The following is a 13657-nucleotide window of genomic DNA, read 5'->3' on the forward strand; positions in this document are numbered from 1 at the left end:
GCTTGTCGCTGTCTCTTTCGGCGACTTTTCTAATTTACCACATCTTACTTCGTGGTGTCAACTGTTTTTTTAGCAAGTTTTTTCATCTCTTGGTTTGAAATGCCTTTGCTGTAGCAGCGACGTTTAATAATATATCAGCTATTCAATCTCCGGTCAATACTTTTTAGTAAAAACATTGTTATTTTATTTGCGTCCTTCATCTCTCTCCTCAACATGCTTCAATTGTCTCTATACACGGGTTACGCATCCCTTCGGTTAGAAGAACCCAAAGATCAACCAAGGCACGTACAATCCGAGATAAGCCGCACATGCCCCATATCCATTTACTGATTGGACTCGTCCTTGAACGAAGTCCTCTTCATATACTTTAAACACTCCTTGTGACTCGCGATCCTTCTGAATAGGGAAAACAAAATCGCATAGCGTTCATCCATGGCACGCTTCACGATATATTCAATCCTTGCGTCTTTCAAGTCGAACAGAATTTCGTCCATTTCACGTTTCAGTAAATATTCGATCTCTTGCTTCTCTCTGTCGTCGATTAAAAACCCAAGCAATTATGCCACCCCTTACTGTTGATAATTGTAGTTTTTTCCATATAAAGATTTTTATAATCATTTTTTTCGAATATAGATATTTTCAGGGGGACATGCATAAGGTGTAATACGCATTGAAATCGACAACAGAAGAACAGGGGGATGGCATGTGAGTACATTTCATACGGTGAATGCCAAGAGACTGAAGCAGGTTGCACTGATTATCGTCATATCTTTTTTCACCGCTCTGATGGTGTATAGTGCGAATACATCAAGTATTGCTGTCTTCGGAACCAAAGATGGACCGAAGGCGGTTTTCAAAGGAGAGAAAGGCGTTGCCCTGACCTTTAATATCGGATGGGGAGATGAAAAAGCGAAGCCTATATTGCAGGAATTAAAGAGGATGAATGTTCAGTCCGCCACTTTCTTTCTATCCGGCGCCTGGGCCGAACGCCATCCTGAGCTGGTGGACCAGATTGTGAAGCAGGGCTACGAGATCGGAAATCTGGGATATGCTTACTCAGACTACACAGATATGGAACCTGAAAAGATCAGACAAGACATCCTGAAGGCCGATACGATCTTCAAAAAACTCAATGTGCAGGAGGTGAAGCTGCTTAGAAGCCCAACAGGCCACTTCGATAAAGAAACGCTGAAGGTGGCGGATTCACTTGGACTCACCCTTGTACACTGGAGTGTGGACTCAAAAGACTGGACCAACCCTGGAGTGGATGAAATCGTCGAAAATGTTGGTGAAGCGAAGAAAGGGGATATCATCCTTCTGCACGCTTCTGATTCTGCCAAGCAGACTCAGAAGGCCCTTCCTGAAATCATAAAGGAACTTCAGTCCAAAGGAAGCTTCATCAATGTATCGGATATGATATCAAACGGTGATGCCAAGTCTTCCCTGATCCAATGAAAAAAGGCCGTCAGCTGACGGCCTTTTTCTCATCCTGTCTTTTGTTGTCTCTCGGTACGGGAATTTTCCAGATAACGCGGAAGCATCAGCAGCTGATAGGCGTTACAGGATATAAGAGCCAGGAGCATCAGGTACAGCCAGTCGATGGAGTTCACCAACAGGACAGGGAGCCATTCCAGTGTCGTAATGACAATCATAAAGAATAAAGCGGATACAAAAGTGTTCGAGCTCGACTGCTGATTCTTGAAATAGGCGGTGACTGCCCCAATCAACAAGATGCCGAATCCAAGGAGGATATATGGCAGATAGGAATCATCCGCTTCTGCGAATGCCCTGAACCGGAAATAAATGAGATCGAATAACACGAATAGAATCAACAAGAACTGCACTGGATTCCACAGCCCCTTGAATAACCCCATGCCAAATTGATGGATTGTCAAATAGGCGAAATACCCCATTTGGCTGATGACACTGAAGGTGAAGCCTACAAATAAGAACCATAACAGGCTCGATAAGATCCCCAGTACGTCTCCATCACTGACATATGGACCGAACTGATCCCATCTGATGAACAAGGATGCCACTCCGGTCACTAATCCCCCGACTAGCAGCGTATGAATGAAAAAACGGATCCAATTACGGATGGTCACTTCTACTTTCCCCCAAATCTAAATATATGGACTCTTCTGATTGTACCAAACGCTTTCATGAAAAATCCATATGGCCCATGATTAATAAGTATATTTTTTGTGTCCGGCTCCATATTAAAGGTAAGGGAACTTGTATGAAAGGAGCCTGACCATGAAACGATTATCCTTTCTTGTGCTGTCATCCTTCTTTCTCTTGACTGCCTGTGGTGGCGGAGGAACGGAGACCGGCAAAATGGACTATGAAGAAACCAAGAAAATGGTTGTCGATATATTGAAAACAGACGATGGCAAAAAGGCTATCAAAGAAATCATGAGTGACGATGAAATGAAATCAGAGCTGATCCTGAATGAAAAAGTCGTAACAGATACCATTTCGAAGACCCTCACGTCGGAAAAAGGCGTGGAGTTCTGGAAGAAGGCCTTTGAAGACCCGAAGTTTGCTGAAACGATGGCGAAAAGCATGAAGGAAGGCAACGAAAAGCTTCTGAAAGACCTCATGAAAGATCCCGAGTACCAAGGCATGATGATTGACCTATTCAAGGATCCTGCCATGCAGAAAGATATCATCGAAGCCCTTAAAAGCAAGGAATATCGCGAGCACCTTCAACAGGTGATCATTGAAACACTCCAAAGCCCGCTCTTCCAGTCGAAGATCCAGGAAGCCATGGATAAAGGATCTACGGGAAATCAAAAAAGTGGTAAGACCCTTAATGACCAAGGCGGCGGAAGTACCTCCGGTGGAGGTCAGGGTGGCGGTGCTTAACGCAAAAAGGCCGGATCAATCGGGATTTCCCGAGTATCCGGCCTTTTTTTATGAAAGTTTTTCAATCACCTTATGAGCGATCTCGCCATAGATCTGACCCAGGCGGTGATCGGCTGCATAGACAGAAGGAGCAAAGTCCTCTTCATTCCAATCCGGCTGTTGAAGAGGCAACTTACCAAGGAGATCGGTGCGCAGTTCTTCCGTCAGCTTCTCTCCTCCGCCTTGACCAAAGACGAATTCCTTCTCACCCGTGATCTTACTCTCGAAATACGACATATTCTCTACGACACCAAGAATGTCATGATCCGTCTGGAGGGCCATGGCACCTGCACGTGCAGCCACAAAGGCAGCTGTCGGATGCGGAGTCGTCACAATGATCTCCTTGCACTTAGGAAGCATCGTATGAACGTCGAGTGCCACATCCCCTGTTCCCGGCGGCAAATCGAGTAGAAGGTAATCAAGGTCTCCCCACTCTACGTCGGAGAAGAAGTTATTCAGCATTTTACCAAGCATCGGTCCCCTCCAGATGACAGGGGCATTGTCTTCCACAAAGAAGCCCATGGAAATGACTTTCACCCCGAACCGTTCTACTGGAATGATCTTTTCCCCGCGTACAACCGGACGCTTCATGATCCCCATCATATCAGGAACACTGAATCCGTAAATATCGGCATCCACAAGACCGACCTTCTTCCCTTGACGCGCCAGTGAGACGGCAAGGTTCACAGAAACCGTCGATTTGCCCACGCCACCCTTACCGCTTGCAATAGCGATGAACGTCGTCTTGCTTGCAGGTGAAAGAAGATCCGTTCCTTCCCCACCTGAACCCCTGTGCTTCTCAAGCTCTTCATCAGACAGCTCCGTAAAACGGATACCCACTGAAGCAGCCCCGTTATCTTTGAGAAGCTGAACGACCTTCTGCTGGAACTGCAGCTGCTCGCCCGTCCCCGTCTTAGCCAACGCAATCTTCACGCTGATATGATTTTTCTCCTCCTTGATCGAAATCTCCTCTATACCGTTCGTTTCACCTAATGTTTTATGTAAAAAAGGATCCTGCAATCCCGCCAACAATTCACGTGCCTGCTGTTCCGTCAACATACGTAACCACCCTTTACTTTGTATTCGTTTTCACTGTTTCCAGTATAACATATCCAGCCTAGAATGAATGATCAAAACGTTCGGAATGTTTTACTGGTATAACGAAAAGCGGAGGCGGGTTGGTCTGACCCGACAAGCATAAAGCAAGAACCCGGAAAGGCGTTCTGTGCCTTTTTGGGTTCTTGACTTATGACCTCGAGGGTCAACCCGCCGGAGCTGGACATCAACGAAAAGCGCAGGCGGGTCGGTCTGACCCGACAAGCATAAGACGAGAACCTGAAAAGGCGCTCTTGGCCTTTTGGGTTCTTGGCTTATGACCTCGAGGGTCAACCCGCCGGAGCTGGACATCACGAAAAGCGGAGGGGGCTTGGTCTGAGGCGACAAGCATAAGACGAAGATCTCGGAAAGGCGTTCTTGGCCTTTTTGAGATCTTTGGCTTATGACCTCGAGCCTCAAGCCCCCGGAGCTAGACACCACGAAAAGCGGAGGGGCTCGCTCTGAGGTGACAAGCAAACGACAAGGAAGGAGATGCTGATCAAAACGAAGGCTCTTCCTCCACAACAAAAAGACCCGATCCCCAGAAGGAATACGGGTCCCTGCACTATTCCTTTTTATCCGGTGCTTCGGCAAGATAATCCATGATCCCTTCATAAACCGATGCAGCGATCTTTTCCTGGTAATCCTTCTTGAGAAGATTCGCCCGCTCCCCCGGGTTTGATAGGAAGCCGATTTCCACGAGGGCGCCTGGCTTCTTGGCGTGCTTCAGGATATAGACATTCTGGAGCCCCTTCGCTTCCCTTGTCGTATTCTCCAGGTTACGGATCAGTTCTTTTTGGATGGCTTTGGCGAATGCCTCGTTTTCTTTGAACTTCGGGTTGTAGAATGTTTGTGCCCCGCTCCATTGGGCAGACGGAATTGAGTTCAGGTGCACGCTCAGATACAGGTCGGCCTCGGAGTCATTGATACGCTTCAAGCGTTCATGAAGGTCTTCGACTTTCCTCCTGCTGTATCCCTTCGTATCTTCATCTGCCAGATCTACGTCTTCTTCCCTGGTCATGATCACAAGGGCTCCCTGCTCCTGGAGATAGTCCCTGATCATGATGGAGACATCAAGAGCGATATCCTTCTCAAGGGCGTTCTTGTCCCCTGCACCACCGTCAGGACCACCGTGACCGGGATCTATATAGATCACCTTACCGGATAAGGGAAGATTCCATGACCCCCACGTATTCTTATCCAGGATTTTATATTGAATAATAAACAGCACCGCTGCCAGCGCAGCGATCATCCCGATGACTTTGAGCTTTTGACGCATGATCGTCCTCCTGTCCCATTTGCCTTATTAAAAAATATGGGACAAGAAAGACATTTAGAACCCCTTTAGTGAAGCCTGAGCTTAAGACGCTTCATTCCCTGCTGATATCCTTCCTCCCACCATGTTTCCACAAAATGCTCACAGGAGTGATAGAAGGAATCATCCACCGGCTGGGTGACACCGACTTCAGCCCAGTAGAGCCAGAAGTTATACAGGGTATCGATGAAGTGCTTGAGTTCTGAGTTGCAGCGCTGCTTCACACGCTCTTCCCCTTCACCTTCATGACCGAACTTGCTGACTTTCCCTCCAAGCAGGTAGGCCTCGATTGCCACATCGAAACAGGCTTCATCAAAGCCCTCCTGCATGAAGGTGCCGCCTTGTATCTTTATATAACCGAAATGTCTCCTGACACTCTCCTGAAGCATCTTGATGGAGATGCCACGTAGGAGGGTCCGTTCGGATTTGATTTCTCTTTCGCGTTGTTTCGTTGTAAAAGTCGTGATGACGTTCAACACTAATCCACCCCTTTGACCCTATTCTCCTTCTCAGGAGACCGGTTCATTCGAGGAACTGTTACCAAGGGAGATTTTTGAAGGCGGCCCTGTCATAAAGTCGTGTCGCCAGGGCAAAATGAAAAAAGACCCAACCAAAAAGGTCGGGTCTTCCATGAAAAATTAACGTTTTGAGAATTGTGGCGCGCGACGTGCACCTTTAAGACCGTATTTTTTTACGCTCATTCAAAAGTAGAATTAATTATCTTTATCCGGAAATAAATAAACTCCTTTAAATCATCACCTTATCCTGGGACCAATTTCCCCAAAAGGTATTCTTGGTATTATGCATTTTACGGAAATTACATGCCCATGCGCCCTGATGAACTTTGATCGATAACCCTTAAACGTATTTTTAAAACGTTTGAAACCTTTTTGTGATAAATGTGGATTCTTTTATCTCCAAAACGCTCCTCAGATAATTGAAATATATAGTAAGATCATTGACCGACTATGGTTTGATTTAATTAGTATTAAGTTTCAATTCCTCCAGATTGCTTATAGTAATTCTTGGCTGTATAGTTTGGCCATTCCCAAAAGTTTGAACCCTGTGAAACCACAAACCGATCAAAAAACAATTCCAGATTCGAATGTAAGGGTTCCGGTTTTAGCAATATCCCAGAAATATACAAATAGTCTGGATCATCTCGTTCAAGAGCTGTTCGACTTATCAATAGATTATTTTCAAACACATACCCTATTGGAATATAATCAGACAATGATTTAAGGGCATCGTGTGTCTTCTTTATTTCCTCTAAAGAGTATATTTGCAATCCACCACCAATATTAATCGAGCCTAGTAACATTTCATACATTTTGGCTCCGTTGTGTTTAGATAGAAATTGTTGAACATCTTCAGGTAAAATCCATCCTTTTTCATCTTGAAAGTCCTTCAGCTCTTTACTTGCAATAGGGGGATTAAATGAACAATGAACTGTGTGAATTTCCCCTTGCTCAGCTACAATCTCCATATTCCCTTTTTCATCAAGTCGTTTCTTTAGAGCTTGCAACGTCTTTTTGAGTATCATTGAAACTCCCCCTATTTTCATTTTAGTAGCTTGCCCACCATGGAGATACCGATTGCTGGTGAATGGTTCGCGGTAATGGATACAGATTCGAGAAACTGTTTCCTCCCCCGTACTCTCTTGGGATGACGTGGTGTATGTCTACTCCGAATTGGATTCTTTTTGCGGCTTATTAGGGTCTAATGCAGCAAGATCCACTTTTTTATACAAACTATTACGTTCTTTCTGCTGATGCTGTTCTTTTACTAACTTCTCGATCTCTTTAGCTTACCATTTTATAGTAGTAAAAATAACATAGTTTAGGTTCAGTTGTTAAGAGGTTTCAATACTAATAAGAAGCCCTTATTTACATTCCATAATCAGCTAATACATGAAATGGATTATTGTCGAATGGCCTATTTGAATGAAAAGCTAAAGAGTTTTTATCTAAAGAACCTGGAGCTTCCGCAAATCATGTTCATGCATTCCGTCATACACATGCCAGTCTACTGTTTGCAGCAGGTGCTTCTATTAAAGATGTACAAGTCCGTCTTGGTCATTCAGACGTTCAAACCACGATGGATATTTAAACTCATGTGACCGATGAAGCGATGAAGCGAAGGAGAAAACAGCGGAGATGTTCCAGCAATACATGGATTTTTAGCTAAAGGTATTCAAGGGGTATTCAATACCCTATTCAGACACAAAAATACCCTCCTTGCCCAGTAAGAGCAAAGAGGGTACGTGTTGATATACCAAGTATATTAACGTTTTGAGAATTGTGGCGCGCGACGTGCACCTTTAAGACCGTATTTTTTACGCTCTTTCATACGGGAGTCACGAGTCAATAGACCAGCGCGTTTTAGAGAACCACGGTACTCAGGGTCAACTTGAAGCAAAGCACGAGCGATACCGTGACGGATAGCTCCAGCTTGGCCAGTGTAACCTCCACCATGTACGTTTACGAGTACATCGTAGTTACCAAGAGTTTCTGTAGCAACTAGAGGTTGCTTGATTACTTCGCGTAGTGCTGCGAATGGGATGTATACTTCTACTTCACGATCGTTGATGATGATGTTTCCGTTACCTGGTACCAAACGTACGCGAGCTACTGAGCTCTTACGACGACCAGTTCCATAATATTGAACTTGAGCCAAGATAATAACCTCCTCTTTTTAATTATCCACGAAGTTCGTAAACTTCAGGTTGTTGTGCTTGGTGCGGATGCTCCGCTCCAGCGTATACGTGCAGTTTCTTGAACATTTGACGACCTAGGGAACCTTTAGGAAGCATTCCTTTGATTGTTAGTTCAAGCATTTTTTCTGAGTAGTTTGTACGCATTTCCAATGCAGTACGTTGTTTCAAACCACCTGGGTGAAGGCTGTGACGGTAGTAGATCTTGTCAGTAAGCTTTTTACCAGTCAATTCGATTTTAGAAGCGTTCAAGATGATCACGTGATCACCAGTGTCAACATGTGGTGTGAATGTTGGTTTGTGTTTACCGCGTAGAATAGAAGCAACTTCACTAGCCAAACGACCAAGAGTTTTGCCTTCTGCATCTACAACGAGCCATTTACGTTCGATTTCAGTGGCTTTAGCCATATACGTTGTACGCATGATTTATCCTCCTATTACTCAATCCGTAGTATTTATTCTTAAATCACAATAAGTTTCCGGGGCTTATCGTGGGGTTAATAACATACCATATGCTATATTATCTTGTTCCCAGAAGAATGTCAAGGGTATGTTACACCAGGATTAGTTGTTTTAGTTTTTTATTTTTGATTCGTGATGCTTTCCTGCTTACAAGGGTATGATCCATTCGAATCATCCCTTGCCATTTCGTTTCCGTAGCACACATTCCACAGATATAAGCCGTGGGCAGGTGCCGTTTTCCCTGCTGCGTCCCGGTCCTTTGCAGCAAGGGTGTCCGGGATGCTGTCAGGACTCCGTTTCCCGGATCCGACTTCCAGCAAGGTCCCCGTCAGGATCCTCACCATGTTATAAAGGAATCCATTTCCCCTGAAGGACAGGACAAGCTCGTCAGCGGTCTCCTCAAAGGTGATGGCATGGATGGTCCTGATCTTATCTTCCACTTCGGTCTTGGCCGAACAGAAGCTTGTGAAGTCATGCTCACCGAGAAGGTGGGCAGCGGCTTCCTCCATCAGGCCGACGTCAAGTGGATACGGATAGTGGAGGGCGAAGTTCCGGTGAAACGGACTTCTCTCCGCCCCTTTATGAATCCTATAGCGATATTCCTTCTCTTTTACAGAGAAACGTGAGTGGAAGTCACTTGAGACGCACTCGGCACGCAGGATGGTCATCTCGTCCGGTATGCGGGTATTGAGGACGACCGGCCATTTCTCCCCCGGTATGGAGAGCGGGGTGTCAAAATGAAACACCTGCCCTTGTGCGTGGACCCCGGAATCCGTACGACCAGAGGCCGTCACCCGGATCGATGCCCCTTTATGGATGGCACCGAGGACCCGTTCAAGCTCGCCTTGGACCGTCCGTTGACCGGGCTGTACCTGATACCCGTGAAAACCGGTCCCATCATACGCCAGTGTGCATTTGATTCGTTGCATGAGTCATTCCCCCTGTCATCCCCTGAACACGATGAGGAGTCCCGTGAGGACCAGCAGGACGATGATTACCATCGTATCCCTGCCCTTCCAGGAAAGGAGTCGGTATTTCGTCCGGCCCTCCCCGCCCTGATAGCCTCTTGCTTCCATGGCGGTTGCCAAGTCTTCCGCACGCTTGAAGGCACTTACGAAGAGTGGGATCAGAAGCGGTACGATGGCCTGGAGCCTGTCCTTGATCGGTCCTGAGGTAAACTCTGCCCCCCGGGCGATCTGTGCCTTCATGATCTTATCCGTTTCTTCCATCAGGGTCGGGATGAACCTGAGGGAGATGGACATCATGAGGGCCAGCTCGTGTACGGGGAACTTGATCTTACGAAGTGGATTCAGAAGCGTCTCGAGTCCATCCGTGATCGTGATCGGCGAAGTAGTCAGCGTAAGCAAGGATGTAATCAAAATAAGGTAAAAGAACCGTAAGCTGATGAAAATCCCTTGTCTCAGGCCTTCTTCATATATAGCAAACCATTTCAGATCAACGAGCACATCGCCTTCTTTAGTAAAGAAGATATGCAGCAGGAATGTAAACAGGATGATCCACAGGATCGGCTTCAAGCCGCCCAATATGAATCGGATCGGCAATTTTGAAAGGAGCAGTGCCCCGAGTGTAAATATGCCGAGTATCCCATACGTCAGCGCGTTGTTCGCCAAAAAGACGATGCAGATGAATCCGAAGATAAAGAGGATCTTTGCCCGTGGGTCCATCCTGTGAAGGACAGAATCCCCGGGGACGTAGCGTCCGATGATCATCTTTTCCATCATGGCCGTCCACCCCCTGACATGGAAATGGCGTCTGCCAGCTCTTCGATCGTCAAGCATGTCCGGCCGAGGGATCTGCCTGAGGCCTTTTCGTATTCGTACTGGAAGCGAACGACATCCGGCACATCCAAGCCCATTTCAAACAGTTGTTCCGCGTGGGAGAAGATCTCTCTCGGAGAGCCCTGCTTCTTCAACCGGCCCTTTTGCATGATGACGATCTCATCGGCATATCGTGCTGCATCCTCCATGCTGTGGGTGACCAGGATCGTCGTGAGACCCTTTTCTTTGTGAAGCTCATAGAACATGTCCATGATCTCTTTTTGCCCCCGCGGATCAAGCCCTGCCGTCGGCTCATCCAGCACGATGACTTCAGGGTCCATGGCAAGAACGCCAGCGATGGCGACACGGCGCATCTGCCCACCGGAAAGATCAAACGGGGACTTTTCAAGGACGTCTTCAGTCAGACCGACCTTGACGATCAGTTCCCTTGCACGTGCTTCGGCCACATCCCTGCTGATGCCAAAATTCATCGGCCCATAGCAGATATCTTTCAGGACCGTTTCTTCAAAGAGCTGATGCTCCGGGAACTGAAAGACGATCCCTACCTTTTGGCGTACAGCTTTGAGGCTCTTCGACTTTTGTTTCGCATGGATCGTATGGTCCCCCATCGTCACGGTGCCCTCCGTCGGTTTCAATAACCCGTTCAGGTGTTGCAGGAGCGTGGATTTCCCGGAGCCCGTGTGTCCGATGACGGACAGGAATCGTCCGGTCGGAATCTCCAGGTTGATGTCCTCGAGCGCCAACTTTTCGAATGGAGTGTTGAATGAATACCGGTACTCTACATGTTTAAATGTGATCTGCATAGTTCATTCACCAACTCTTCTTCTGTTAAGTATGTTTTAGATAATGGAATTCCCCGTTCCTTCAAAGCACCGGCAAGCTTGATTGTAAACGGTGAATCAAGACCCAGTCCCGTCAGTTCGTCTTCAAGCTTGAAGATCTCCTCCGGGGTTCCCTCTTTGAACACGGTTCCCTGGTTCAGGACGATGATCCGGTCGGCCCTTGATGCTTCTTCAAGGTCGTGGGTGATGGAGATGACCGTCAGCTCCTCTTCTTCCTTCAGCTTCCGGACCACCTCTAATACCTCTTTTCGTCCTTTGGGATCGAGCATGGAGGTGGCTTCATCCAGGATGATGATGGATGGCTGCAGGGCAATGACACCTGCGATGGCCACCCGTTGCTTCTGTCCACCCGATAGATGGTGCGGCTCTTGAGCAAGAAAATCACCCATATGGACGTTCTTCAGTGCTTCCCTCACTCGTTTCACCATCACATCATGAGGCACACCATGGTTTTCCAACCCAAAAGCCACATCATCCTCAACTGTCGCACCGACAAATTGATTGTCAGGGTTTTGAAATACCATTCCCAGCTTGGCGCGGATCTCCCAGATCGTCTCTTCCTGAAGGCGGGTGCCGTCCACTGTGACGACTCCTTCATTCGGAAAATGAAGACCGTTCAGCATTTTGGCAAGGGTGGATTTCCCTGATCCATTATGCCCGACGATCGCCAGCCATTCCCCCCGGTTGACGGAGAGGCTGATGCCTTTCAGCGCTTCATTCCCTTCGTCGGAATATCGGAAGCGGACATTCTCTACGTTGATGATCTTATCCAATCCTACTCTACCTCCTCTACACTACTCTCATCTCAGCTTATCAAAAAAATGCCCATATACAAAAAAAAGCCTGCACCCCGTCCAAAGAAAAGAAGTCTTTTCTTGTTCAATCCATTGAACAGCTTCTATGCCTATAGAAGTTGGAAGGGGTGCACGAGCTAGACGAGTCAGCCTGAGCTGCTCATCGTAACGCTCTGCTTTTCATCGACATGCACTTATACAAAAAGGGCAAAGAACAGTTAAGGATTAACTGTCCCGCCCTTAATGTTAGTCGTCACGAATTATTAAACTAATTCGATGATTGCCATTGGAGCACCGTCACCACGACGAGGACCAACCTTCATGATGCGAGTGTATCCACCTTGACGCTCTGTGTAGCGTGGAGCGATGTCAGCGAACAACTTTTGAAGAGCATCTTGGTTAGTTTCAGCGTTAGCAACTTCTTTACGAATGTATGCACCTGCTTGGCGACGAGCATGAAGATCACCGCGTTTACCTAGAGTGATCATTTTCTCCACAACCGAACGAAGCTCTTTCGCACGAGTCTCAGTTGTTTCGATGCGCTCGTTGATGATTAGGTCTGTAGCTAAATCACGTAGCATTGCTTTACGTTGAGCACTTGTACGTCCTAACTTTCTGTAAGCCATTAAGGGTTCCCTCCTTTGTTGAGTCTATCTATAGAAAGAAGTCGATCAGTCGTCTTTGCGCAATCCAAGTCCAAGGTCTTCAAGTTTAACTTTGACCTCTTCAAGGGATTTACGTCCAAGATTACGTACTTTCATCATATCTTCTTCAGTTTTGTTAGCAAGTTCTTGCACAGTGTTGATTCCAGCACGCTTCAAGCAGTTGTAAGAGCGAACGGAAAGATCCAATTCTTCGATAGTCATCTCAAGAACTTTCTCTTTTTGATCCTCTTCTTTTTCAACCATGATTTCAGCGTTCTGCGCCTCATCTGTAAGGCCAACGAAAATATTAAGATGTTCTGTCAGAATCTTAGCTCCCAAAGAAATAGCTTCCTTAGGTCCAATACTTCCATCAGTCCATACATCAAGGGAAAGTTTATCGTAGTTGGTCATTTGACCGACACGCGTATTCTCCACCTGATAGTTAACGCGAGATACTGGAGTGTAAATAGAATCGATTGGGATCACGCCAATTGGAAGATCTTCACGCTTGTTTTGATCTGCAGGTCGGTAACCACGTCCGCGAGCTGCGCTTAGACGCACACGGAAATGACCACTTTTCGATAATGTTGCGATGTGTAAATCGGGGTTCAACACTTCAACATCACTATCGTGAGTAATATCAGCAGCCGTAACGACGCCTTCACCCTGCACATCAATTTCCAGCGTCTTCTCTTCATCAGAGTAGATCTTCAACGCCAGCTTCTTGATATTCAAAATGATGGATGTGACATCCTCTACGACGCCTTCAATTGTTGAAAACTCATGCAGTACTCCATCTATTTGAATAGATGTGACAGCGGCACCTGGGAGTGACGATAGTAGGATACGACGTAAGGAGTTACCCAAAGTTGTACCATATCCACGCTCAAGTGGTTCTACGACGAACTTTCCATATGTGGCATCATCGCTGATCTCAACCGTTTCAATTTTTGGCTTTTCAATTTCGATCATTAATATTTACCCTCCTTCAAAACGTCGAACTCCGGTCTAAAGTCCGAAATTCCCCTTGTTTACGTTCCCTATTGTGCACCAACAACTGGTTACTTTTCTGAACATTTTGTATCA

15 protein-coding genes and 2 pseudogenes are annotated in these 13657 nt (G+C 46.5%); 3 read left to right on the forward strand and 14 right to left on the reverse strand.

The genetic code is table 11. From position 1 onward, the window contains the following. Window positions 1-323 precede the first annotated feature (323 nt). Complete coding sequence (locus ACNA6I_RS22295) at window positions 324-557, reverse strand: hypothetical protein (protein WP_048007645.1); 234 nt, start codon at window positions 555-557, stop codon at window positions 324-326. A gap of 148 nt (window positions 558-705) precedes the next feature. On the opposite strand from ACNA6I_RS22295, the gene pdaB reads away from it, so the two are divergent. Continuing rightward, window positions 706-1455, forward strand: a complete 750-nt coding sequence (pdaB, locus tag ACNA6I_RS22300; RefSeq protein WP_048013972.1) for a polysaccharide deacetylase family sporulation protein PdaB — start codon at window positions 706-708, stop codon at window positions 1453-1455. A 29-nt stretch (window positions 1456-1484) separates the two neighbouring features. On the opposite strand, the gene ACNA6I_RS22305 is transcribed toward pdaB, so the two are convergent. Continuing rightward, window positions 1485-2105: a KinB-signaling pathway activation protein gene (locus ACNA6I_RS22305; protein WP_048007643.1), complete on the reverse strand. Its 621-nt coding sequence runs from the start codon at window positions 2103-2105 to the stop codon at window positions 1485-1487. A gap of 151 nt (window positions 2106-2256) precedes the next feature. Between ACNA6I_RS22305 and gerD the strand changes: the two genes are divergently transcribed. Then, window positions 2257-2868 carry a spore germination lipoprotein GerD gene (gerD, locus tag ACNA6I_RS22310; RefSeq protein WP_048007642.1) on the forward strand — a complete coding sequence of 204 codons (612 nt, stop codon included), beginning with the start codon at window positions 2257-2259 and terminating at the stop codon, window positions 2866-2868. Between the two features lie 48 nt (window positions 2869-2916). On the opposite strand, the gene ACNA6I_RS22315 is transcribed toward gerD, so the two are convergent. The 4 genes from ACNA6I_RS22315 to ACNA6I_RS22330 form a co-directional block, all read right to left on the reverse strand. Next, entirely contained in the window at window positions 2917-3966 is a 1050-nt protein-coding gene (locus tag ACNA6I_RS22315; RefSeq protein WP_048007641.1) for a P-loop NTPase, read from the reverse strand. A gap of 601 nt (window positions 3967-4567) precedes the next feature. Next, a complete protein-coding gene (gene cwlD, locus ACNA6I_RS22320) occupies window positions 4568-5281 on the reverse strand; it encodes an N-acetylmuramoyl-L-alanine amidase CwlD (protein WP_063191357.1) in 714 nt (237 codons plus the stop codon). A gap of 65 nt (window positions 5282-5346) precedes the next feature. Next, entirely contained in the window at window positions 5347-5796 is a 450-nt protein-coding gene (locus ACNA6I_RS22325; protein ID WP_416314208.1) for a DUF2521 family protein, read from the reverse strand. Between the two features lie 509 nt (window positions 5797-6305). Continuing rightward, the gene (locus ACNA6I_RS22330; RefSeq protein ID WP_251528770.1) at window positions 6306-6860 is read right to left on the reverse strand and encodes an SMI1/KNR4 family protein; all 555 of its coding nucleotides are present in this window, start codon (window positions 6858-6860) and stop codon (window positions 6306-6308) included. Window positions 6861-7315: 455 nt separating this feature from the next. On the opposite strand from ACNA6I_RS22330, the pseudogene ACNA6I_RS22335 reads away from it, so the two are divergent. Continuing rightward, a pseudogene (locus ACNA6I_RS22335) lies at window positions 7316-7500 on the forward strand (tyrosine-type recombinase/integrase); the annotation flags it as partial. Between the two features lie 100 nt (window positions 7501-7600). Here ACNA6I_RS22335 and rpsI read toward each other — a convergent pair. From rpsI to ACNA6I_RS22375, 8 genes and pseudogenes are all read right to left on the reverse strand, one after another. Beyond that, entirely contained in the window at window positions 7601-7993 is a 393-nt protein-coding gene (gene rpsI, locus ACNA6I_RS22340) for a 30S ribosomal protein S9 (protein ID WP_048007637.1), read from the reverse strand. Between the two features lie 22 nt (window positions 7994-8015). Beyond that, a complete protein-coding gene (gene rplM, locus ACNA6I_RS22345) occupies window positions 8016-8453 on the reverse strand; it encodes a 50S ribosomal protein L13 (RefSeq protein WP_048007636.1) in 438 nt (145 codons plus the stop codon). Window positions 8454-8680: 227 nt separating this feature from the next. Continuing rightward, window positions 8681-9421 (reverse strand): annotated as a pseudogene (truA, locus tag ACNA6I_RS22350) (tRNA pseudouridine(38-40) synthase TruA); the annotation flags it as partial. Window positions 9422-9436: 15 nt separating this feature from the next. Continuing rightward, window positions 9437-10234 carry an energy-coupling factor transporter transmembrane component T family protein gene (locus ACNA6I_RS22355; protein ID WP_048007635.1) on the reverse strand — a complete coding sequence of 266 codons (798 nt, stop codon included), beginning with the start codon at window positions 10232-10234 and terminating at the stop codon, window positions 9437-9439. Next, window positions 10231-11094 carry an energy-coupling factor ABC transporter ATP-binding protein gene (locus ACNA6I_RS22360; RefSeq protein ID WP_048007634.1) on the reverse strand — a complete coding sequence of 288 codons (864 nt, stop codon included), beginning with the start codon at window positions 11092-11094 and terminating at the stop codon, window positions 10231-10233. Before ACNA6I_RS22360 ends, ACNA6I_RS22355 begins: the two co-directional genes overlap by 4 nt. Then, a complete protein-coding gene (locus ACNA6I_RS22365; RefSeq protein WP_048007633.1) occupies window positions 11070-11906 on the reverse strand; it encodes an energy-coupling factor ABC transporter ATP-binding protein in 837 nt (278 codons plus the stop codon). The genes ACNA6I_RS22360 and ACNA6I_RS22365 overlap by 25 nt, the downstream gene beginning before the upstream one ends. Window positions 11907-12190: 284 nt before the next feature. After that, window positions 12191-12553: a 50S ribosomal protein L17 gene (gene rplQ, locus ACNA6I_RS22370; RefSeq protein ID WP_048007632.1), complete on the reverse strand. Its 363-nt coding sequence runs from the start codon at window positions 12551-12553 to the stop codon at window positions 12191-12193. Between the two features lie 45 nt (window positions 12554-12598). Beyond that, complete coding sequence (locus ACNA6I_RS22375; protein ID WP_048007631.1) at window positions 12599-13543, reverse strand: DNA-directed RNA polymerase subunit alpha; 945 nt, start codon at window positions 13541-13543, stop codon at window positions 12599-12601. Window positions 13544-13657: the final 114 nt, after the last annotated feature.

It is taken from the genome of Rossellomorea sp. FS2 (assembly GCF_047915635.1).
Classification (GTDB): domain Bacteria; phylum Bacillota; class Bacilli; order Bacillales; family Bacillaceae_B; genus Rossellomorea; species Rossellomorea marisflavi_A.